The sequence below is a fragment of the Gluconacetobacter tumulisoli genome (assembly GCF_014174155.1).
GTDB classification, from domain to species: Bacteria; Pseudomonadota; Alphaproteobacteria; order Acetobacterales; family Acetobacteraceae; genus Gluconacetobacter; species Gluconacetobacter tumulisoli.
Genome location: NZ_JABEQM010000002.1, coordinates 155541 through 178169, shown reverse-complemented (window position 1 = coordinate 178169; position 22629 = coordinate 155541). Strand labels below are relative to the sequence as shown.

18 protein-coding genes are annotated in these 22629 nt (G+C 67.1%); 6 read left to right on the top strand and 12 right to left on the bottom strand.

The window, feature by feature from the left end; all coding sequences use genetic code 11:
* Positions 1–43: 43 nt before the first annotated feature.
* The 5 genes from HLH28_RS03140 to HLH28_RS03120 form a co-directional block, all read right to left on the bottom strand.
* Positions 44–889 carry a TauD/TfdA dioxygenase family protein gene (locus tag HLH28_RS03140; protein ID WP_182954369.1) on the bottom strand — a complete coding sequence of 282 codons (846 nt, stop codon included), beginning with the start codon at positions 887–889 and terminating at the stop codon, positions 44–46.
* Between the two features lie 94 nt (positions 890–983).
* The gene (locus HLH28_RS03135) at positions 984–2063 is read right to left on the bottom strand and encodes an LLM class flavin-dependent oxidoreductase (protein ID WP_182954367.1); all 1080 of its coding nucleotides are present in this window, start codon (positions 2061–2063) and stop codon (positions 984–986) included.
* Between the two features lie 23 nt (positions 2064–2086).
* The gene (locus HLH28_RS03130; RefSeq protein ID WP_338029640.1) at positions 2087–4132 is read right to left on the bottom strand and encodes a TonB-dependent siderophore receptor; all 2046 of its coding nucleotides are present in this window, start codon (positions 4130–4132) and stop codon (positions 2087–2089) included.
* 944 nt (positions 4133–5076) lie between these two features.
* Positions 5077–5529, bottom strand: coding sequence for a 4Fe-4S dicluster domain-containing protein (locus HLH28_RS03125; protein WP_182954362.1), 453 nt, complete (start codon positions 5527–5529; stop codon positions 5077–5079).
* Positions 5526–7121 (bottom strand): FAD-dependent oxidoreductase, encoded by a 1596-nt coding sequence (locus tag HLH28_RS03120; RefSeq protein ID WP_182954358.1) that lies wholly within the window; start codon positions 7119–7121, stop codon positions 5526–5528. The genes HLH28_RS03125 and HLH28_RS03120 overlap by 4 nt, the downstream gene beginning before the upstream one ends.
* A 459-nt stretch (positions 7122–7580) precedes the next feature.
* On the opposite strand from HLH28_RS03120, the gene HLH28_RS03115 reads away from it, so the two are divergent.
* A complete protein-coding gene (locus HLH28_RS03115; protein WP_182954348.1) occupies positions 7581–8990 on the top strand; it encodes an LLM class flavin-dependent oxidoreductase in 1410 nt (469 codons plus the stop codon).
* Positions 8991–9005: 15 nt separating this feature from the next.
* On the opposite strand, the gene HLH28_RS03110 is transcribed toward HLH28_RS03115, so the two are convergent.
* Positions 9006–9977, bottom strand: coding sequence for a LysR substrate-binding domain-containing protein (locus HLH28_RS03110; RefSeq protein ID WP_182954344.1), 972 nt, complete (start codon positions 9975–9977; stop codon positions 9006–9008).
* Between the two features lie 203 nt (positions 9978–10180).
* Here HLH28_RS03110 and phnX point away from each other — a divergent pair, with 203 nt between their 5' ends.
* The 5 genes from phnX to HLH28_RS03085 all read left to right on the top strand — a co-directional run bounded on the left by phnX (position 10181) and on the right by HLH28_RS03085 (position 16273).
* Complete coding sequence (gene phnX, locus HLH28_RS03105) at positions 10181–11017, top strand: phosphonoacetaldehyde hydrolase (protein ID WP_338029639.1); 837 nt, start codon at positions 10181–10183, stop codon at positions 11015–11017.
* A gap of 168 nt (positions 11018–11185) precedes the next feature.
* On the top strand, positions 11186–13555 hold the full coding sequence (locus tag HLH28_RS03100) for a TonB-dependent receptor (RefSeq protein ID WP_246395628.1): 2370 nt from the start codon (positions 11186–11188) through the stop codon (positions 13553–13555).
* A gap of 153 nt (positions 13556–13708) precedes the next feature.
* Positions 13709–14521, top strand: coding sequence for an IclR family transcriptional regulator (locus HLH28_RS03095; protein ID WP_182954341.1), 813 nt, complete (start codon positions 13709–13711; stop codon positions 14519–14521).
* Positions 14522–14611: 90 nt separating this feature from the next.
* Positions 14612–15010 carry a GlcG/HbpS family heme-binding protein gene (locus HLH28_RS03090; RefSeq protein ID WP_182954339.1) on the top strand — a complete coding sequence of 133 codons (399 nt, stop codon included), beginning with the start codon at positions 14612–14614 and terminating at the stop codon, positions 15008–15010.
* A gap of 27 nt (positions 15011–15037) precedes the next feature.
* Positions 15038–16273, top strand: a complete 1236-nt coding sequence (locus HLH28_RS03085; protein WP_182954336.1) for an MFS transporter — start codon at positions 15038–15040, stop codon at positions 16271–16273.
* A 43-nt stretch (positions 16274–16316) separates the two neighbouring features.
* Here HLH28_RS03085 and HLH28_RS03080 read toward each other — a convergent pair whose 3' ends face one another.
* From HLH28_RS03080 to HLH28_RS03055, 6 genes are all read right to left on the bottom strand, one after another.
* Entirely contained in the window at positions 16317–17312 is a 996-nt protein-coding gene (locus HLH28_RS03080; protein WP_182954334.1) for a Csu type fimbrial protein, read from the bottom strand.
* On the bottom strand, positions 17309–19825 hold the full coding sequence (locus HLH28_RS03075; protein ID WP_182954332.1) for a fimbria/pilus outer membrane usher protein: 2517 nt from the start codon (positions 19823–19825) through the stop codon (positions 17309–17311). Before HLH28_RS03075 ends, HLH28_RS03080 begins: the two co-directional genes overlap by 4 nt.
* Positions 19825–20625 carry a fimbrial biogenesis chaperone gene (locus HLH28_RS03070; RefSeq protein ID WP_220789910.1) on the bottom strand — a complete coding sequence of 267 codons (801 nt, stop codon included), beginning with the start codon at positions 20623–20625 and terminating at the stop codon, positions 19825–19827. The genes HLH28_RS03075 and HLH28_RS03070 overlap by 1 nt, the downstream gene beginning before the upstream one ends.
* A gap of 16 nt (positions 20626–20641) precedes the next feature.
* Complete coding sequence (locus HLH28_RS03065; RefSeq protein WP_182954329.1) at positions 20642–21091, bottom strand: Csu type fimbrial protein; 450 nt, start codon at positions 21089–21091, stop codon at positions 20642–20644.
* 109 nt (positions 21092–21200) lie between these two features.
* Positions 21201–21761 (bottom strand): spore coat protein U domain-containing protein, encoded by a 561-nt coding sequence (locus HLH28_RS03060; protein WP_220789909.1) that lies wholly within the window; start codon positions 21759–21761, stop codon positions 21201–21203.
* 100 nt (positions 21762–21861) lie between these two features.
* Positions 21862–22437: a Csu type fimbrial protein gene (locus tag HLH28_RS03055; protein WP_182954325.1), complete on the bottom strand. Its 576-nt coding sequence runs from the start codon at positions 22435–22437 to the stop codon at positions 21862–21864.
* Positions 22438–22629 lie beyond the last annotated feature (192 nt).

Below are 22629 nucleotides of genomic sequence, written 5' to 3'. Positions count from 1 at the left end.
AGGCGACGTGTCCGCGTATCATGGTCACGTCCCCGCCATGGCGTCAGAGATCCGCGTAAAGCGGTTCGTCCGCGATCAGGATCCGTTCGAGCAGGCGCGGAAAATCCCCGTAATTGCGTACGGCGTAATGGACGGCGGCACGATTGTCCCAGAAGGCGAGCGAGCCGGGGCGCCACGAGAAGCGCACCTGGTTTTCCGGCCGGCGATACTGGTCGCTGACGATCGTCAGCAATTCGCGGCTTTCCGCGATATCGAGACCGATCAGCGTCGGGCGCAGCGAGAAATTCACCCACAGGATCTTCTGCCCCGTCTCGCGATGGGTGCGGATCGCGGGGTGCGCCACGATCGGGTATTCGTGGCCTGCCCGCTTCAGCGAACTGCCGAAATCATGCGTGACGTGAAGGCCTTCCAGTCGTGCCCGGGCGTCGTCGGGCAATGTTTCAAGCGCGCGTGCGCCGTCGACCCAGATCGTGTCGCCCCCCTGTTCCGGCAAATTGACCGCGCGCAGGACCGCGCCCCAGGTCGGCACCAGGCGCCAGCTCGTATCGGTATGATAGGCGTCCCAGCCCTGACGCCGCGTGTCGTAATCGGCGGCGTAGGTTTTGAATTCCTCGGCTGAAATCGCATGTGCCGAAGGAATTGCGGGCGAGCGATGCGTGCTGGGATGGGTATAGAGCGGTCCGAACCGGTTCGCGAACGCGGCCTGCTGATGGGTGTCGATGATCTGGTCACGGAAAAACAGGACCTTGTGGCGCAGAAGCGCCTGTTTCAGCGCGTCCCGGACCTCGTCCGTGATCGGCGCGCGCAGGTCGAGCCCGCCGATCTCGGCCCCGATGGTTGGCTGCAGCGGCGTTATCGTGAAGCTTCCCAGTCTGGTAATCGCATTCATGATGACAGTTCCTCTTGGTGCGGCCGGACCCGATCGTCCGTACCGTCATTGAATCCGACGCCGGCGGCCGGCCGGCTGGTGCGTGGCGATGTGATCAGCTGGCGGCGGCCAGGTCGCCCGATGCGGCCACCTTCTCGCGCACCAGGGGGATCAGGTCGCGGCCATAGGCGATGGCATCGGCCAGGGGATCGAATCCACGGATAAGGAAATTTCCTATGCCGATCCTGTGATATTCCAGAAGGGCATCGGCGACCTGTTCCGGCGTGCCCACCAGGCCGGTCGAGTTGCCGGCGGCACCCGTCAGTTGGGCGACGCCGGTCCACAGCCTGGCGTCGCGACGCGTGGACGATGCGGTTTCCAGCAGGCGTCGCGATCCGTCGTTGGGCGGGCGGTGACCGCTGGTCGGCAGGCCGGCGTCCTCGCGCCTGGCGCGCACGCGCTCCACGATCTCGTCGGCACGTTTCCAGGCCGCTTCTTCGGTATCCGCGATCACCGGGCGCAGCGAAAGCGAAAATCCGATCTGCCGGCCATGGCGGGCCGCCGATGCGCGGACGCGCGCCACGATCTCTCGCGTCGCATCGAGCGTCTCGCCCCAGGTCGCGTAGACGTCGGCATGGCGGCCGGCGACGTCGATGGCTTCCGCCGAGGTGCCGCCGAAGAAGACCGGCAGGTTCTCGGGATGGATCGCGCTGCTGGCCTGGCGGATATGATAGAATTTTCCATCATGATCGAAGGGCGTCTTCGCGGACCATTCCTGGCGCAGGATGGCCAGATATTCGTCGGATCGCGCGTAGCGTTCGGCCTTGGTGGTGCCGATATCGCCGTCGCGCGCCATTTCCTCGTCCGCGCCGCCGGTGATGATATGCACCGCGACCCGCCCCTGGGAAAGCTGGTCGAGCGTCGCAAGCTGGCGCGCGGCCAATGTCGGCTGCGTGAAGCCCGGCCGGTGGGCAACAAGAAATCCGAGCCGCGTCGTCAGCGCCGCGCCATAGGCCGCGACGATCTGGCTTTCCGGCGAATTGGAGCCGAACGGGATGAGCACGCGGTCGAAGCCGCCCTCCTCCTGCGCGCGCAGGGCGTCCACGACATAGGTTCGATCGAGCACCCGCTTGCGGACGCCATGGATTTCAGACGTGTTGTTGAAGCCGATATAGCCGATGAAATTGACGGACATTGGTTTTTTCCTCGCTGTTGAAGTCAGAGGTCGAAACGCATCGACAGAACGACGGTCCGTGGCGCGCCGGGGAACAGGTTGTAGCTGCCCCGGCTGACCCAGTAGCGTTCATTGCCGATATTCTTGACTGTCGCGCGGAAGGTCAGCTTATGCCTGTCGACCTGCGTGACATAGGATGCGCCCAGATCACCCACCAGATAGGATTGCAGGTGGAATGTATTCGCGGCGTCGAGCCAGCTTGGCCCGACATAGTTGAATCCGCCGTTCACGCTCAGCCCATGCACCAGCGGGATCGCGTAATCCGCGCCGAACGAAGCCTGGAACGGCGCGACCGCCTCGAGCTTGTGGTCCACGACCGATGCCGGCCCCGATACATAATAGGCATTGAGGTAGGTGATGCTGCCGTTGAGCGTGAGGTCGCGCGTCACGCGCACCCCGCCGGCGGCCTCCACGCCCTGATAACGGGAAATGCCGTCCTGCGTGTAGTAATTCTGCGCGTTGGTATAGGCGGACCCGGTGTCGAGCCGGTACAACGCCACGGTGCCGCTCCATATCCGTCTTTGCACCTTCAGCCCGAGCTCGTACTCCTGGCTGCGGATCGGGCCGAAGACCTGCATGTAGTTGACGTTGGTGGGACCGCCGATGCCGCCGGTCTGCATTGCCTCGACATAGGAGAAATAGGCGTTGATGCCGGGATCGACCTTGTAGGACAACGAGACGATCGGGGTTACGGGATTATTCCGGCGGGCAGCGGTCTGTGCGCCTGAGGTCGAAAAATCGTTTTCCTGGTAGTCCGTATAGCGAGCGCCGGCGAGCAGCGACCATTTGCGCCAGCTGATCGTGTCTGTCCAGAAAGGCGCCACCTGCACATTGTCGAGATAATGATACAGATGCGGAGTGAAATTCGTCGCATCCGTGATGGATGGCCGATCGGAATGGATGTTTCCGTATTCGGTCGGACCCAGCAGGCCGGCTGTCGCATCGGCGGCGAAATCCTGCCGTTCCCATGTGATCCCGATCAGCACGTCATGTTTGAGCGGGCCAGTCTGGAAATGTCCCTCGGTCGAGGCGTCGACCTGATGATAACCCAGAACGCGATCCTGTTCGAACGCGCGGGAGAAATAGTCGCCATTCGTACTCGTGAACGTCACCTGGTTCGATGGAAAGCGTTCGTCGAGGTGGGTATAGCCATAGGCGATGCCGGCGCGCCAGCCAGGCGCGAAATTCCAGTCAAATCCGGTGCGGAACACCTTGACGTCGTTCGTTTTCCAGGAGCCGGGTGCGCCGAATGGTGCTCGTCCGCTGATCGGCGCAAGATAATTGAAGTTCGGGCCGATGGCGCTTGAACTGACGGCGACGCCGTTGACCATGTCCTTCTGCAGGCTGGCATCGTAGAATGCGTCGAAATGCCAGGAGAAATTATCGGTAATCTGCGCGCGCGTCGAAAACGATACCGATGTGTTGCGCATGAAGCTGCTGTTATACTGATTGCCCACCTCGTTGCCGAATACGAGGCGATAGGTGAAGCGATGCGCGCGATCAAAAGACCCGCCGGTGTCGAGCATCTGGCGGAACACCGCATCGGTACGATAGCCCGCCTCGAGCGTCAGCTTGCGTTCCTCGACCGGTTTCTTGAGCTGGAAATCCAGAACGCCCCCGGGCGAACCGAACCCGTACATGAAGGCGGACGCGCCCTTGGTCAGTTGCAGGCGTTCGAAATTCGCCATCGGCAGGTCGATATACCAATATGGGATCGCCATGCCGTCGATCTTGTACCCGTTACTCCAGTCCAGGCTGAGGCCGCGCACGCGGAAGCTGGCGCCCGACGCGGTGGATCCGCCATTGGAGTTTTCCTGCACGCCGGGTTCCGAGCGAAACACGTCGTTGATATCGGCGGCCTGAAGCTGCTCCATCTTCGCCGCCGAGACGGAACTGATGGCAAAGGGCGTGTCGAGTTCCGAGCGCGCACCCAAGGCACCCAATGGAACCGCGGCGGCCAGGCGCGGCGTGCGCGCGCTGGCGCGGACGCTGATCGTCTCAGGCGCTGGAACGACGTTTGCCGCAGGCACCGCAGACCTGGCGGATGGCGGTTGCGAGGTGGCGGGATGCGGTGCCGGACGCGCTGACTGGCCGGCATGAGGGGCCGGTATCTTGCGGGTGGGGAGATTTTCGGCATGGGCGGACGCGGACGCAATCAGGCCAGCCACGAACGCGGACGTCGCCCCGTTCACTCGCCTGATTGTTGCCTGTCTTGTGTCTTCTGTCATCGAATATTGTGTCCCGGATCGAAATACTCGGGCGCATCGCCCGTCAACATCAAGCTGTGCACGCTCGTAGCGGCCGCGTTACACGGCCTCAGCGGCGCCTTGATCGGACACTGCCCCGCGTTACCTGGCGTCATGATGGTGGGTACCGTCTGGATTTACGTGAACATGCGTGAAGCGCGTTGTCGGGAAAATATCGTGCGCATGAGTGAAAATGTCATGCGAGAAAAAATTACACGAATGTTTGTGGTTATTAATATGTCAACGACACTCGCGCGGACGATGGTACCGCATTGCGAAACAAGCCGTTGAATCAAGAAGGCGATCGGCAACTGCCGTTACGACGGACAACGCCATATATGACTGTCATCTGCCGGAAAATGGCAGTTACCGGAGATGTCGGAACGCATCGCCGGCCAGGGGCGAAGATCGCGCTGTCAGGATGATCGTGCTGCACCTGGTGAGCGGTCGTGCTTGTCGTGGCGCGACCGGGTTGGAACAATCGTGTATGCCGAAGAGTCTGCTTTGTCTGGCGACATCTTCTCGGCTCGTCTTCAACGATGGCCTTTATCGTCACGTGCCGATCGGCGGTGCGCCAGCCGCGAGAAGCCCGTTGGATCCGGTATGAAAGGCTCTGCTGCCGGCCGGTCGTCTTGAGGCGGGAATCGATCAGCCCGCGCCGGTTACCGACGACCAGGGTGATGGGGGCCATTGCCGTCGACTGTGCCAGCCTGATCCGGGTGCGCGCATCATGCCGTCGGGTCGTCCGTCACCGCCTTCGCTGGGGGATAACCGGCGGCGTCGTCTCCCTCCTGTCCTGTTCCTGCCTCCTTCAGCGCGCGCGTCTGCCGGCGAGCATGGCGTGCAGCCGATATCTCCAGCCCCTCTCGCAACAGCGGCCCCAGTTGCCAGAAGTCGCGCAAGGGGTCGCTGGTGCTGCCGTCCCAGCCGTAATCGTGGCGAAGACGCCCGATCAGCGCCTCAGGATGATGGAGCGTGGTCCCGGCCCCGGGACCTTCCACCGCGACATAGATGGCGTCATGCGCGCAATGGAGTTCGCAGAGGAAGCAGGTCTGGCACTGCTCGACACGGGCGATGACCGGCGGCCCATCGGCCACGCCCGGATCCAGCACATGGTCGGGACAGGCGACGACGCATGCGTTGCAGCCGGTGCAGCGTTCCGAAAGAATGTCTTCGATCATCCGATTGTCTTCCCCCCGGTTTTTTCCTGGCGCGCGCCATCGGGCCGGATCCGGATCCGATCGAGCCCGCCCACGATCTGGCGACAGGCCAGGCGCGGATCGGTCCGTGGAAAATCCTCACGCACATGCATGCCACGGCTCTCGGTCCGGGCGAGGGCGGCGGCGTTGCACCAGCGGGCCGTGGCGACCATCGCCGCCGTCTCGCGGGCCGCAACCGCGTCGCGCCCGTCGCCGCGCAGGTGCTGGCTGATCTCCGTCCATCCGTCCTCAAGCGTCCGTGCCGAGGCTTCCAGCCCGTCCGCGCGGCGCCGCAACGCCTTGTCGAGATCGAGGATTTCGTCTCCGGCGGCCTTCTGGAGGGCTTTCCGGTCGACCGCGCGACTGCCGCCCGCCGGCCGCAGCCCCGCCCGCCCCAGGGGTTCCAGCGCCGCGTCAGGCGCCCCCTTGCCCTGCCTGCGCGCCAGGGCGGCGGCGGCCTGGCCCGACAGGACGCCGGACGAGAGCGCCCAGGCGGCGTTCTGTGCGCCGCCGCCGCTCGTCGCGCCGGCGATATGCTCGCGCGTGGCGGCGTCTCCTGCCGCGAAAAGCCCGGGCACCGATGTCGCGCAGCCCGTATCGACGATCCGCAAGCCCCCGGTGCCGCGGATCGTGCCTTCGCCGAACAGCTTCACCTCGAACCGGTCACGAAACATGTCCAGCCCCCGGCGTTCGAAGGCCGCGACCGTCGCCGGCTGGATCTGGCGCACCACCCCCCGCAGCGCCTTCGGCGCCTCGTGCAGATCCGCATGGACCGGTCCGGCGCGAAATGCGTCCGCAAGGACGAGCAGATGTTCGCGGGTGCGGTTCGCCCCGGCCGGAACGTCGATCTCCGCGCCCGAGGCGTCGTAATAGCGTGCGCCGGTATAGGGAAGCGTCCGCGTGCTCAGCCAGGCCGGGGAAATGGAATAGGACACGCAGAATTCCATGCCGGACAGGTCCGCGCCGGCCTCCACGCCCATCAGGTAGCCGTCGCCGGTATTGGAATAACTGCCGATCAGGCCGGAGCGAAAGCCGCAGCCTCCGGTCGCCAGGATCACCGCCCCGGCGCGGGCGCGCCATGATACGCCGCCCAGGCGGTCGTAGCCGCCCGCGCCGCCGACCGAGCCATCCCGCCGCCCCAGAAGTTCCAGAACCGGGTGATGGTCGAGCACGCGCACGCCCAGGTCCGTCGCGTAACGGCGCAGTGCCCGCACATATTCCGGCCCGCGCAGGCCGGAACGGAAGAGGCCCCCCTTGCCGTCGCCCGAAAACGGGTAATAGGGGTCCAGTTCGGGGATGGATCGCCAGGTGATGTCGATGATCCGTTCCATCCATTCCGGATCCGCCAGGCCGAACGCGGTTTCAAGCCGTCGTCGGATGGCCGCTTCGCGCTGTGCCGTGTCGGGGGGAACCCACCAATGGTTCGGCCCGGCCGGGGCGGTGACGCCGCTCGTCCCCATGAAGCCCTTGTCCACCACGACCACCGAAGCACCCGTCTTCGCGGCGGAAATGGCCGCCCAGCCCGCGGCCATGCCGCCACCGACGACCAGAACGTCCGCGTCTATTGCCTTCATGTCCTGTCATATCCTGAGAAATCGATGTGGGCGCCGGGCAACGCCATGCGCGGACCGCCGGAGGGAGGACGTACGTTCCCGGATATCCCTAACCCTGCAGGACGCACATGCCGGTCGCGCCATCGTGCATCCGGCGCGTTCCCGGCACGTCGCTGTTGGCTGGCCCCCATAGATATGCACCGATGCCTTTCCCGGGCGGAACCTGGCCGAAGACGGAAACAACGCAGGCGCTCCTTGAAGACTCCGGCAGATGTCGGCGAACGTCGTATGAGGGTCGGTTCCCTCGCAAGCGAGTTTTCTTTGCACGTCGATTTTATATTCTTAAATTTTAGTCCTGAGTTCGTCCCGATGGTTTTGATTTCCACATGGATCGATTGAATATTTTTTGCTGGCGGCGGGAAGGCGGAGATCGAAAGATCGGCGCCTGACGACCCATCACAGCATTCGAGGAAGGCCATCATGAGCCACTCCAAGCGGCGCACCCTCAAGCTCGGCGCCATCCTGGCGGGTGTGGGCACCGATTTCTCCCTGTGGCGCCGTCCGGATCTGCAATCCGACGCCAGCATCGATATCGACTGGTATATCCGGAATGCCCGGCTGGCGGAGGAAGCGAAATTCGATCTCGTCTTCATCGTCGACAGCCCGTTCATCACGCCCGATACGGCGCCGCATTTCCTCAACCGTCTGGAGCCGCTGACGCTTCTGTCGGCGCTGGCCGTCTCGACGTCGAAGATCGGCCTGGTCGGCACGCTGACCACCACCTATTGGGAACCCTACAATGTCGCGCGGCTGTTCGGCTCGCTCGACCATATCAGCCGTGGCCGGGCGGGCTGGAACGTCGTGACCACCGGGCTTGAAGGGGCAGCCCGGAATTACGGACACGACAAGCACCTGGATCACGCCGTCCGCTATCGCCGCGCGAAGGAGTTCGTCGAAGTCGTCAAGGGATTGTGGGACAGCTACGAGGACGATGCCTTTCCCCGCGACAAGGAGAGGGGCATCTTCCTGGACAAATCCAAGCAGCATGCCTTGAACCACAAGGGCGAGTTCCTGTCCGTCGCCGGCCCGCTCGCCTTGAGCCGTTCGAGGCAGGGCTATCCGGTGATCTTCCAGGCGGGCGACAGCAATGACGGGCGGCAGCTCGGCGCGGAAATCGCAGACGTGACCTTCGCCGGCGTCGAGGATTTCGACGGCGCCCGCGACTACTACCAGGATTTGAAGCGCAGGGCGCAGGCCGCCGGCCGCGATCCGGACCTGATCACCGTTCTGCCCGGCATCGCGCCGATCATCGCGGATACCGACGAGGAAGCGCAGGCCATCGCCCAGGCGCGCGTCGGGGACATCACGATCGAGCAGAAGCTCGTCGCGCTTGGCCGTGCCTTCAATTATCACGATTTCCGTCAATATCCGATTGACGGGCCATTCCCGGACGTCAGTGGTCTGACGCTCAACAGCTACAAGGGGCATGCCGAGCGTATCCTGCGTGGCGTCCGGACGAATGGATTCACGCTGCGGCAGGCCGCCGAGCGCTACGGGACCTGGCGCCTTTCCTTCGTCGGATCGGCGGAGACGGTCGCGGACGAGATTGAGCGCTGGTTCCGCGACGGCGCCGCCGACGGATTCAATATCCGTGTGTCGGCTTCCCACGATTTCACGCTATTCCGCGAACGCGTCATTCCGATCCTCCAGCAGCGCGGTCTTTTCAAGACGGACTACGAACAGGACACCCTTCGGGGCCATCTGGGCCTGCCGGTTCCCGAAAACCGCTGGACGGCCAAAGGACCGCAGGCGGCGCGCGTGTCGAACGATGGGGGAGGCGGCTCTCCTGCCGTCTCTGCATCAGGCGGCCTTCGGGTCGTGGCGTCCTGAAGGGGCTCCCGCTTTTCATTTTGTCCCGGCAGCCACCGTGTTACGCGCGGAAGCTTCGTCACATCCCGGGACCGGACATGCCGCTTCCTCCCTGCCCTCGGATTGTTCCGATCCGTTCGTGAGCGCGAGGGAAGGCGGCGCGGCCAGCGCGAACAGGGCGTCGACCGCCCGGGTGCGGGGGGTGTCGGCCAGGGCGACCAGATGTTCGATCATCTCGGCCTCCATGTCCGCGATCGGTGCCAGGCGCACGCCGGGATGGCCGGGGAATTCGCTGGGCGCGATGACGCCGATGCCCAGGCGCTGCGCCACCGCCTCGACCAGGGCCTCGCGGCCCTCGACCAGGATGGCGGGCGTGACCTGCAATCCATGCCGGGCCAGTTCCGACGCCAGCAGGCGTTGCGTCAGCGAGCGGCTCTCGCGAAAAATGACGCCGTGGGCGGCGAAGTCGGACAGGCGCAGGCCGCCCTCCGGCAGGGCGAGGTCCCGTGGGGCCAGCGCCATCAGCCGTTCGCGGCGCAGTTCCATCCCCATCACGCGGCCGTCGATCGGCGGGGCGGCGGTGACCGCGGCGTCGGCGCTGCTGTCCAGTACCCGCGTGACGCAGGATTCGGCGTTCGCGATGGACAGCGACACGGTGACGTTCGGATGGGCCGCGCGGAACGCCGCGATCAGCTTGACCGCCAGGTCCGGCGCGTCCGCCACCACTGCCAGCGTGCCCAGGGTCAGCGCCCCCGCCGAGGACAGCAGGGTGCGGGCGTTCTGTTCGCATGCGAAGAGCTGCCGCGTGGTCGACAGCAGGCGGCGGCCGAGGTCGGTGGGTTCGACCATCCGTCCCTTGCGATGGAACAGGGCGACGCCGAATTCCTGTTCCAGCCGGCGGACCTGGTCGGAAATGGCCGGCTGGGTCAGGCCCAGCGCCTCGGCCGCGCGGGAAAAGCCGCCATGTTCCGCCACGGCGTGGAAGGCGCGAAGCTGGACATATTGCATGGGTCCACCAGATTATAAATTAAATCGATACTAATATAATCATTATCGATTTCATAAATTAAACGGAGTCGGGCATCAAGGGCCAGGCAGAATCAAGGCCAGGCAGGGAGAACACGCATGGTCCGGCGTCGCGTCCTTTTCCATCACAGCTCCGGCGCGGCGCGCGTCCGCATCCGGCGGCGCGGGCGTCGGGGAGACGGGTCGTGATCCCGGCGAGGGAGAGGCCGCTGGCGCACCTGCGCGCGGTGGTGTTCGACTGGGCCGGGACGGTCATCGATTACGGGTCGTGCGCGCCGATGGGGGCCTTCGTCGAGACCTTTGCCGCCTTCGGGGTCGAGATCTCCATCGCCGAGGCGCGGGTTCCGATGGGGATGGCCAAGCGCCCGCATATCGCCGCCCTGCTGGCGCAGCCGCGCATCCGTGCCGCCTGGACCGCCCGGCACGGTACCCCGCCGGGCGAGGCGGAGATCGACGCGCTGTATGCCATGTTTCTGCCCCGCAACGTCGCGGCGGCGCGGCGGTACGCGACGCTGATCCCCGGGGCGGCGGACGTCGTGGCCCGGTTGCGGGCGATGGGCCTGCGCATCGGGTCGACGACCGGCTACACGCACGAGATCATGGCCGAAATCATTCCGCTGGCCCGCGCCCAGGGGTTCGCGGCCGACTGCGTGGTGTGCACCGGCGACACCCCGCAGGGCCGGCCCAGCCCGATGATGATGTGGCGCGCGATGATCGACCTGGATGTCTGGCCGGCGTCGCGGGTGGTCAAGGTCGACGATACCGGCGTCGGCATCGGCGAGGGCCTTGCGGCCGGCGCATGGACCGTCGGCGTCGCGGTCAGCGGAAACAGCTTCGGCTGCACCGAGGACGAGATCCGGGCGATGGATGCGGCGGAATTCGCCGATCGGCGTGCCCGGGCCCATGACACGCTGCGCACGGCCGGCGCCCATGCCGTGATCGACAGCGTCGCCGACCTGCTGCCGGTTATCCGCGCGTTCGATGCGGCCGGTGCGCGTGGCGAAGCGCCGGGGGAAGCATAAGATAAATCGATATTCGTATTTATTTGGTATATAGGATCGACAATAAGTATTTAAAACGTCATAAAACTATAAAAATAGACCACTCCGGTTTGTGTATAAGGGTCTTGATAAGAAATGTTGTGAGGATCCGCGGCGTAATGCGCGACGGATTTTCGGATTTCATTGATCATGACTGCACGGATTCGGATCGACATGAAAAATTTATTCGTCACCACGGCCCTGTCGTCGATGGTGCTGTGGTCTTCCGCGGCCGGGGCGGCGGAGAACGGCACGACGCGGCCGGTGTCCACCCCCGCCGGATCGCCCGCCAGATCCCCGGCCCGGCCCCCCGTCGCGGCCGCGAAAGAGCCCGCGCCCGCGATGGAGGCGATGGTCGTGCTGGGTGCGGGCGCGGCGCGTCAGGTCCAGACCCTGTCGCGGTCCGAACTGCAGAAGACGGCGCCGGGAACAAGCCCGTTCAAGACCCTGTCCAAGCTGCCCGGCGTCATGTTCAGCGCGTCCGACCCGATGGGCGCCTACGAATGGTCGCAGCAGATCATCATCCGGGGGTTCACGCAGAACCAGCTGGGCTTCACCATGGATGGGGTGCCGCTGGGCGACCTCAATTACGGCAACGACAACGGGCTGTCGATCAACCGCGCCCTGCAGACGGAAAACAACGGTCCCGCGACGATCGCCCAGGGGGCGGGCGCCCTGGGGACGGCGGCGTCGAACAATCTGGGCGGTACGCTGACCTTTTCGTCGATCGACCCGACGCGCCGGTTCGGCGTGGACGTGTCGGGCACGGTGGGGTCGGCCGGCACCTATCGCACCTTCATGCGCGTCAATTCCGGGGAGCTGGCCGGCGGCGGCCGGTTCTATGTCGGCTATGACTGGTCGGACGCCAATAAATGGAAGGGGTCGGGCATCCAGCGCCAGCAGCAGGCCAACGCGAAATATATCCAGCCCGTCGGCGAACATGTGAAGGTGACGCTGTTCGCCGACTGGTCCGAACTGCGGCAGAACGATTATCAGGACCTGTCGCCGTCGATGATCCGGCAATTCGGCTACGACGTCGACAACATCACGGGAAATTACGCCCTGGCGCAGCAGGTCGCCCGGGCCTACCAGGCCGGGCGGCCGCTGCCGAGCGGTTATACCGACCCCAACGACGTCTACTGGAATTCGGATGGGAAGCGCAACGACGTGCTGTCCTACGGGCGGGTCGATGCGGACCTGGCGCACGGCCTGACCGGGTTCGCGACCGTCTACGGCCATCTGGACCAGGGGCAGGGCCTGTTCGCCACCCCGTTCGTTCCGACCCCCGCCGCGCTGGGCGGCGGGGCGATTTCCGCGCGGAACACCAATTACGACATCCATCGCGAGGGCCTGCTGACGGGCCTGACCTATCATGTCGGCCATCATACGATCGAAGGCGGGTTCTGGTTCGAGAACAACATATTCGAGGAATCGCGCGCCTTCTATCCGCTGGACGCGACGTCCGGGCCGGCGGTGATGCATTGGTACACCAACCCGTTCGTCGTCCAGTGGGGCTATGTCTTCGGGACCCGCACCTACCAGACGCATCTGCAGGATACATGGCAGATCACGAAGGCCCTGAAGGGATACGCGGGTTTCAAGTCGCTGATCGTCGATAACAGCTCGCGCAGCGTCTATCCGCAGACCGGCGTCGGCAGCCAGTTCGCCGCCGGCACGATCGGGGCGGCGAACGCCTTCCTGCCGCAGGTCGGGCTGAACGACCGGCTGGACGCCCATAACGAGGTGTTCGTCGATTATTCGCGCAACATGAACGCCTTCACCAGCGCCGCCACCGCCGGTCCGTTTTCCACGTCGCAGGCCGGGTTCGATGCCATCCGCGGCAAGCTGAAGCCCGAAATGTCGAACACCGAGGAGCTGGGCTGGCGTTTCCACAACCGGATCGTGCAGGCCAGCCTGACCGGATATTACGTCGAATTCGAAAACCGGCTGCTGGCGACGCAGACGTCCTCGGCCATCGTGGGCACCCCCACGGCGCTGGCCAATGTCGGCGGCGTCACCGCGCGCGGCGTCGAGGCCGCGGCGACCTGGCGCCTGGCGCGGAACTGGTCGCTGTACGGGTCCTATGCGTTCAACAATTCCTTCTATGACAGCAATGTCTATAGCGGTTCGGGCCAGCTTGAAATCGCCACCAAGGGCCGCGACGTGGTCGCCACGCCGCGCAACATGGCCAATGTCCAGCTTTCCTATGACGACGGCGCGTGGTGGGGCAATATTCTGATGCAGTACCAGGGCAAGCGGTACTATACCTACACCAACGACCAGCATGTCGCGCCCAATGCCATCTTCAACCTTGCCGTGGGCTATCGCTTCCAGCAGCCGCATGGCGTCCTGCACGGGGTGGACATGCAGTTGAACGTGACGAACCTGTTCAACAAGCAGTATGTCGCGACCGTCGGCAGCACCGGCTTCGTCGCGACCGACCCCGGCGGCACCTACCAGACCCTCCAGGCCGGGGCGCCGCAGATGGTGTTCTTCACCCTGAGCAAGCATTTCGACTGAGAGGCCGGTACTGAGGGGCGGGTTCTGAATCCGCCCCCGTTGGCGACCCGACGTGGTTTTTCGGCGCCGCGCGGCGGGCCGGGATCATCGGCGGTCTGACATCAAGGGGGACGGGGGCGGCGGGGGGACGGGCATTGACCCCGAAACGCCCCTATGTTCAGCTATGTTGAACTTTCGGACATCGGCCGAAATCATGCGCCGCGCGACGCCGTCTGGCGACAGGGGGACGGCCACGTGGAAAAGGCGCCGAAGCTGATCCAGTCCATCGAACGCTCCGCGGCCATCCTGGAGATCATCGCGCAGGCGGGCGGGAGCGCGCGGCTGCAGCAGATCGCCGCGATCTCCGGGCTTGGAAAGACGACGGCCCACAATATCCTCCAGACGCTAGACCACCTGGGGTATGTGCAACGCCGGCCCGGCGACATGCGGTATCATCTGGGCGGCCGGATCCTGAACCTCGCCCGCATCGCGGGGGACGACAATGCGTTGCGCACGCGCATGCGCCCCGCGTTGGAGGCCATTGCCCGCGAGAGCGGGGCGACCGTCTTCCTGGCCGTGCCGAGCGGCGACGAGGCTGCCTATCTCGACATCCTGGAGGCGGGCGGGCAGGAGGCCGATGCCTCGCATATGCGTTATCGCGACAAGCTGGAGCGGTCCGCCGTCGGGCTGGTGTTTCTCGCCTTCGTTCCCGGCCTGAGCAAACGCGTCCTGGCGACCCGCGCCGATGCGCTGGGCGACGACATCCTGGGCCGTATCGAGGATGTCCGCACCAAGGGCTATGCGCTCGATATCGAGGCCTACCGCCCCGGCTGGAACTGCGTGGCCATCCCGTGGCGGGAAAACGGGGAGGTGCGGGCCAGCATCAGCCTGACGGGCCCGGCGTCCGGCCTGCCGCGCGACAGGCTCACCCGCCTGGGCTGGATGATGATGAAACATGTCGAGCGCGCGACCGTTCAACAATGTTGAATAAACGCGGATTTCGCCCTGTCGCGCATTCCCTCGCCGGTGATGGCAGCTAATGTGCGCCTTTTACGCGAAGACCGAAGGCCATATCGCATGCATCTCTCCTCCGCCACCGCCATGCTTGCCGCCGCCCGCACGGAGGCGGAACGGCTAGGCGTCACCGTCTGCGTGTCCATCGTGGATGCCGCTGCCTGGCCGGTGGCGTTCATCCGCATGGAGGGCACCATCCTCGGCGCGATCGATGTCAGCAACCGGAAGGCGCGGACGGCGGCCCTGTTCCAGATGGACAGTTCCGATTTCGCGCGGATTGCCTGCCCGGGCGGGGACGCCTATTCGCTGGAAAACACCAATGGCGGCCTGACCAGCTTCGGTGGCGGCGTCGTGCTCAAGTCGGGTGACGGAACGTTTCTCGGCGCCATCGGCGTGTCCGGCGCCAGCACGGAAGACGATATCGCCATCGCGCGCGTCGCCGCGACCGCCCTCGCAGCCTGATCCCTTCCCTTCTTCCCGGACTTCCCCATGACATCAGAAACCGTACTGCCTGAAGACGGCGTCGCCCAGGTTGCGCCGCCGCACGGGAAAACGGCCGCCCTCCTTATCCTGACGTTCGGCACGTTCGTTGTCGGGACAGGGGAGTTCGCCATCATGGGCATGCTGCCGGAATTTGCGTCGTCGCTTCGTCTTTCGCCGGCCGACGCGGGCTATGCGATCACGGCCTATGCGCTCGGCGTGGTGGTCGGTGCGCCGCTCATCACCATTCTCGGCGCGCGGCTGTCCCGCCGCGAGCTCCTGCTCTGCCTGCTGCTTCTGTTCTGCCTGGGGAACGTCCTGAGCGTCCTGATGCCGACGGCGGGCCTGGTCGAGGTCGCGCGCTTCATCACGGGACTGCCGCATGGGGCGCTGTTCGGGATCTCGGCGCTCGTCGCGGCCTCGATGGTGGAACGATCGCGGCGCGGCTGGGCCGTGGGGCGCGTGCTGTCCGGCATCGCGATCTCGACGCTCGTCGGCGCGCCGTTCTCGACCTTCGCGGCCAACCATCTCGGCTGGCGGGTCGCCTATCTGATCATCGGCGTTTTCGGCTTCGTCACTTTCCTGGGCGTCTGGCGCTATATTCCCGCCGATCGCCCCAACCGGTCGAACTCGCCCCTGCGGGAAGTGACGGCGCTGGGCAACATGCAGGTGATGCTGACGCTCCTGACCGCCGCCATCGGTTTTGGCGGCATGTTCGCGGTCTATACCTATCTGACGAGCGTGCTGCAGAACGTCACGCATGTCCCGGAATGGGCGGTCATGCTCTACATGATCATCTGGGGGGCCGGGATGCTCGCGGGCACGAATACCGGCGCCTGGCTCGTGGACCGCAATCTCGATCTCGCCGCGGTCCTTGCCCTGGCGGGCAGCGCCGTTGCGATGGCGGCCTTTCCGGCCGTCCTGCATAACGGCGCCGGCCTGATGATCGACGTCTTCCTGGTTCCGGCCTTCGTCAATGCGCTCGGTCCCGCGCTTCAGACGCGGCTGATGGATTTTGCGGGGGACGCGCAGACGCTGGCCGCTTCGCTCAACCACTCCGCGTTCAACATAGCGAACGCCCTGGGCGCCTCGCTCGGCAGCATGCTCCTGGCGCGGCAGTTCGGGTACGGCGCGCTGGGGACCGGAGGGGCGCTGCTGTCCGTGACGGGCCTGCTGGTCTATGTCCTCGCCGTTGTCGTCCTGAAGCGGAGCGGCGCCGCGGAGATGCGGGGACCCATCACCTGAACGGCGCTGCGGGGCAGGGGCGACCGCCCCGGTCGTGGCCGTCCTAGAACTGGACATCCACGACGATGGTGTCGGCATAGGTTCCGGCGGGCGGGGTGGTCTGGCCGGTCAGGATGGCCGCGGTATAGGTGAATTGCTGCGCGGTGACGCCATCCAGCAATCCGGCGTTGGAATCGGCGGTCGCGCTGGCGCGCCGGGCCGTGCCTTGGTCGCCCCAGCGTTCGGCGCCCGCCTGCTTGTAGATCTCGTAGCGCAGGAAATCGCCCGCCGGATCCTGCATGCGGCGGCTGGTGCCGTCATAGGCCCCGCCGTCGCCCAGCCCGACGCTGTAGGCCGATCCCCTGGTGCAGCGCACGTTCAGGCCCTGCGAGACCGGGGCGAAGCCGGACACCAGGGGGGCGGCGCCGAAATTCAGGTTCGGCGCGTCGATGTCGCAATCCGCGGTGATGGTCAGGGACAGGACGAGCGTTTCGGTCGTGCTGCCGGTGTCGGGCGCCAGGCATAAATTTCCGATGCCCAGCAGGACGCAGAGGCTCCAGCTCCAGCGGATGGTGATGCTGCCGGCATAGGTGCCCGCCGCGACATTGTAGTTGCCCGACGGAACCTGGACATAAAGCGGCAGCGTGCCGCCCGGGCCCCCGAACAGGCCCAGCAGGTCCAGCAGGTTGGTCTTCTGCCAGGTCAATGTCTGGCCGACGGCGTACTGCGTGGCGCATGCGCTGTCCTGGCAGATCGCGAAGGGCAGCGTGTCGCCGCTGGCCGTGTCGGTCAGGCCGGTGGCGGCGGTGATCTGCGCCTGGATCGTCTGGGGATATACGATGCTCAGCAGCGAGCCGGGGCAGGTGAATCCGGTGTTGATTTCGGTGTGGTTGCCCGCCTGGCTGATTTCGAGCGACGAGATCGCGCCCAGCGACGCCGCGCCCGGATTGTTGACGGCGCACGCCGCCCGGGCCCCGGCGGGGAGCGTGGCCAGTGCGGGAAGGATGAAGACCGGCAGCAGGAGGAGCGTCCGCCGGAGCCGTCGCCAACGGCCGGTCATGGCGTGCCCCCTGCGACGCAGGGCAGCGGGCCGATCTGCGCGATGCGGGGGCTGGCGGGGTCCAGCGTCACGCCGGCCGTGCAGTGTCCGCCGCCGGGCAGGTCGACAGACAGGCGATTGCGCGCCTGCATGTTGTCCAGATAGACGATGCCGTCCCAGCCGACATAGGCCGTCGCGCCGGCGGCATGGACCACGCTGCCCATCGGCAGGGGCCGCCCCGGCGCGTCGACCAGCCGGATGGTCGCGGCGACGACGCGCCGCAGGGGAAAGCGCAGCAGATATCCGCTGCCGTTGCGGACCGAGATCCGCTGCGCCACGGTCGTGGCCTGCATGTTCGCGGGCAGGTCCAGGGGATCGATCTCGTATTTCCCGGGATAATAGGACGTCGCATAGGGCATCAGCAGATGTCCCGACCGGTCGGTGCGGCCCATGGCCTGGTTTTCGTAGCGGACGGGCACACCCGGCACGCCGTCGGTGCTGATGACGACGAAGCCGTCCTGCACCCGGTTGGCCGCGAACAGATCGTCATCCATCAGCACGACCGATCCGCTGGCCTCGGCCCATTCGGTGGTCTGCGCGACCGGGCCGTAGATCCCGCCCTGGAGCTGCGCCGCGCGGGTGCGCCAGGTCAGGCTGGCCTGCATCGTGCCGTCGCGGTTGCGGTCGTTGTAATGGACATAGGCCGCATTCCATCCCAGGCCGCCGCGCGCGGGGGTCGCGCGGCTGATGCTGGCCTGTTCGTCGTCCTGGCCGGTCGCGTCGTGGCCGAACCCGGCGCCGACGGTGCCCAGGCCGGCCAGCGGCACGACCAGCTGCGCGGTGCCGGACCACGCGCCGCCGCCCGATCCGCCGCGGTATCCCCCGGCCGTCGCGCCGAACGCGCGATTGGCCGACAGGTACAGGCTGGCCCCGCCCCACAGCGGGATCGTGTGGCTGACGTTCATCAGGCGCGTCCGTTCCGTGCTGTCCGAGCGGATGTCGAAATATCCGGCCGCCAGCGTGCCGAAGCGGCCCAGCGACAGGCTGGCGGTGGCCTGCAGGCTGGACCGGCTGAGGCGGTAGGACGACGCGTCGTCCGCCGACAGGTCGGTATAGCCCGCCGTGCGCCAGATGCGCTGGACGCTGATGTTCACCCGGCGCGCGGTGTACTGGTAGCCGACGTCGTATTGGCGGCCCTGGGCGGGCAGGGACGTCCATCCGGCATTCGCGCCCGGGCCCGCGCCCGACAGGCCCAGCGCGCGATAGCCGTTGTCGCGGCGGCGGCTTTCGCTGACCGCCGCGTTGAACACGCCCAGCCGGGCGCCGGCCTGCACCAGCGCGCCAACCCCGCCCAGTGCCAGCTGCGGGGCGAATTCGGCGTGGGCCTCCAGCGTCAGGACCGGCAGGATGCCCCGCCGGTAGGACCCGCTGAGCGTCGGGGTGCCGTAATCGAAATCGGCGATGCCGTAGCGCCGCCGGATCGCCCCCGCCGCCACGGTATAGTCCGACAGGCCCGGCCGCAGCAGCGTGCTGGCGACATAGAACGGCACCGAGGTCTGCACCGGCCGGCCCAGCGCGTCGGTGGTGACCACCGTGGCCTCGCCCGCGCCGTTGATGTAGGGCACATCCGTCAGGGTGAACGGGCCGGGATCAACCTGGCTGCGGCTGGCCTGGCGTCCGTTGATGAACAGGTCCACGGCGGTGGGGACCGCCGCCTGGCCCGAGAAGCGCGGCAGCGGATAGGTGACGATGTCGGGCCGCACCGCGAAATCGCGCGCGACCTGCGCCCCGCCCAGCCGGATCGCGCTGCTCCAGGGCAGGGCGCGGGTGACGAGGTCGCCGCCCTCGATCGTCATGACCCGGTCCTCGTCCGACCAGCGCCAGGTGGTGTCGTACCGGCGGAACGATGCGCCGGCCGCACCGCCGAGAGCCATCTGCGCGACGCCGGTGCTGGACAGGGCGCCGAACCGGCCGAAGGCCCGGGCCTCGGTCCAGGCCGACAGGGCGCCCGTGGTGCCGGTCGTGCTGCCATAGACGTCGTAATTGAACAGGGCACCCATGGAGCTGCGGGCGTGGTGGCGGTCCATGATCCGGTCGCCGCCGATCGTCTGGCGCGGCAGCCACGCCGCCGGCACCGTCAGCAGCAGGCGCTGGCCGGCGGAATCGTAGGCGACCCGCAGCCCGGCGACATCGTCCAGCGCCACCGGGACGTCGTCCCCCGGGGAGCGGCCCGCCATCGCGGCCGCGACGGCGGGCGCCGTGACGGGCAACCCCGCCCGGCGCAGCAGGGACGGGGCGACCAGGAAATGTCCCCGCCGGTCCAGGACCGGGGCCAGCAGGCCGGTGTCGCGCTGGTTGACGATCAGTTCCAGGTACAGGCTGGCGTCCGGCATCGCCCCCGTCGCGCGTGGCGCCGCGGGCAGGCGCCCGTCGGCCGGGGGCGGGGCGGAGGCACGCGCGGGGGGTGGCAGGGGCGCCCCCAGCGGGGACAGGCCCAAGGCCACCGCCAGGGCGCGCAGGCCCGATACGCGCATCAGTGCCGCTGCGGAATCGTCGATGCCTGCGGCGCGCCATTGACGACGGCGACCAGTTGCCCGCCGATGGAGGCGCCCGGCGCGGCGAGTGGCCAGCGCATCGTCCCGTGCGCCAGCACGTAGCCCAGCAATCCGTCGGCGACCGCTACGCTGCCGCCGGGCCGGCGGAACGCGACCCGCGTCAGGCGGGCATGGATCGGCCCCTGGTTGCGGACCTCCAGCACCGGCCTGCCGGCATCGGTGACGATCCGCCAGTCCAGCGCCGGGCGCCCGCCCTGCGGCCCCAGCCCGTCGCCATAGACGAAGAGCGGGATCGAATAGCGCATCTGGAAGGTGATGGCGGCGGCATGGCGGCCGGCCGGACCGGACGCGTCGGGGCCGCCGGGGATCGGGACCTCGTCGACGATGATGCGATATGCGGTCTCGGTGCGGGGTGGCAGGTCGGCGGTGCGGATCAGGCGGACCAGTTGCCGGGCGCCCGGCGCGATCTGCACCATCGGCGGGCTGCCGATCAGGTCCGCCTGCGTGTGATACCGGTCGTCCTGCCGGTCCTGGTCCCAGCGAAAGAGGCGGACCTGCATCAGCGCCGGCTGCCGGCCCCGGTTTTCCAGCCACAACGCCGCTGCCGTCCGGTCGGCGGTAATGACCGGATCGATAGGCCAGATCACGATCGACGTTCCGGCCCGCGCCCCCCACGACGCCAGCAGCAGCGCGGCCGCCAGCATGCCCGCCAGGGCCCGCGCCGGCATCCGGGCCAACCGCCGGGACGGGACGGAGGCGGGGAAAGAAAAAAGGCTCATGTCGGCGTCCGGTCTTCTACCATTGCAGGGTGATGGTCAGCGTGTCGGCATAGGTCCCGGCCGGCCCGGTGCCGGGCAGGGCCAGCCGTCCGTACAGCGGCAGCGTCACCGCCCCCGGCGTGGTCGAGGTGTCCAGCGTCACCGCCAGTCCGGGGGGGATTTCGGCGGTTTCGGCGCTGTCGCTGTACAGCCGGTAGGGCACCTGCGCCGAGCCGGCCGCCAGTTGCAGGTTGCGCGTGGTGCCGTCGTCGTGCCGGCCGCCATCGACCTGCATGCTGGCCGCGACGCCCGGGGTGCAGCTGATGGTCACCCCCGATCCGCCCAGCAGCGTTCCGGTCAGCGTTTCGGTCGACAGCGACGGCTGGCTGCCGAAATCCAGCGTGCCGAAACTGCCGACCGAACCGCCGTCGGCGGGGACCTGGCCGTCGATTTCGCAACCGGCGGTCACGATGGCCGACACGGCCATGGTGGTGCTGGTCGTGGCGTGGGCGGGCGCCGTCAGCGGCAGGACGGCGCCCAGGATCGGCAGCAGCCGCGCCGCCCGCGGCAGGGGCGGGGAAATGGCGGGCGGCCTTTCAGAATGTCAGGGTGACGCTGATGGTGTCCGCATAGGTGCCGGCCGCCAGGCCGGCGGCCCCGTAGGCGCGGCCATAGAGCGGGATGGCCTGCTGCGTGCCGTCCGCGGTCAGCAGGACCGTGCCGGCATTGGCCAGCGGCGTCGTGCGCTGCGACGTGGCGAAGATGTCGTAGGGTACGTAATGGCTGTTGCCGTCCGTCAGGGCGTGGACATGGCCCGCGCTGGCGTTGGTGTCGTTGGCGCCGCTGACGAAGGTCAGCGTGGCGTCGGTGCCGGGAGTGCACTGGATCGCGATGCCCTGCGTCCCGCTGTCGGTCACCTGCCCGTCGGCCTGGGAGAACAGCGAGGTCTGCGTGCCGAATTCCAGCGTGCCGAAATCGACCGAGCCGGTGCCCGAGCCGTCATTCGGCGCGGCGCCGTTGATGCTGCAGGCGCTGGTCAGGGCCAGGTGCGCCTCGACCGTGCCGTTGATCGTGGCGGCTCCGGCCGGGGAGGGTGTCATGGGCAGGAAGCCTGCCGCCATGCCCAGGAGCGCGGCTGTCGTAAGGCGGTTCGTCATGGAATGCTCTTGTCCTGTCGAGGGTTTTCGCGCGCGTTCGGGGAACGTCGCCGGGTGGGGAAGGGGAGGCATGCACCGGGGCCGGGCGGTCGCGGCACGGTCAGAAATCCAGCGTCACCAGCAGCATGTCGGTATAGCGGCCGGGGGCCTGCGGGACGGGGGCGGGCGCGACCATGCCGTAGACGGGCACGTCGACCGCGATGCCGGTGGGCGGTACCGCGAAACGTTCCGGCTGGTCGACGCGGTAGGGGTGCAGGCGCGCCGCGTCGCGATACAGGCCGTACGCCACACGGCCGGACCCGGCGGCCAGGGTCCGGTCGCCGCGCCGGCCGCCGTCGATCGCGACCGCGAAACCGCCGATGTCGCGGCTGCAGGCGACCCGCAGGCCCTGCCCGCCGTCCGGCCCGGACAATTGCGCGGTCAGCGGGCGCGTCCAAGTCGGGGGGACCTCGCCGAAATCGAGCGATCCCAGGTCGCGGCCAGGGGCGTCGGGAAACAGGGCGTCGCGCGTCACCGTGCATCCGGGACGGATGACCAGGCGCGTGTGGATCTGTCCGGCCATGATCGCGGCGCGGGCGTCAGGCATGGACAGGCATGTGATCGCCGCCAGGCACAGCGCGATGCCGGCCCGCCCGCGCCCGGGTCCGGCGGGGGGCGGTGCGGTGCGCGCTTGCATGGCCGTGTGTTTCCGATCGATTGGACACCGCGTCCTCTTTTCATGCCGGACAAGGAACGTTCCGGCGCAGGTGATGTAACAGGCAGGCCGAGATGTCCGGCATCGATGTTAAAGGCAGGTTAAGAGCCTGTTTTAAAACTCGGTCCGCCGGCGCGGGGAGGCGCGTTTTCCGGCGGGCACGGTCCGGAGGGC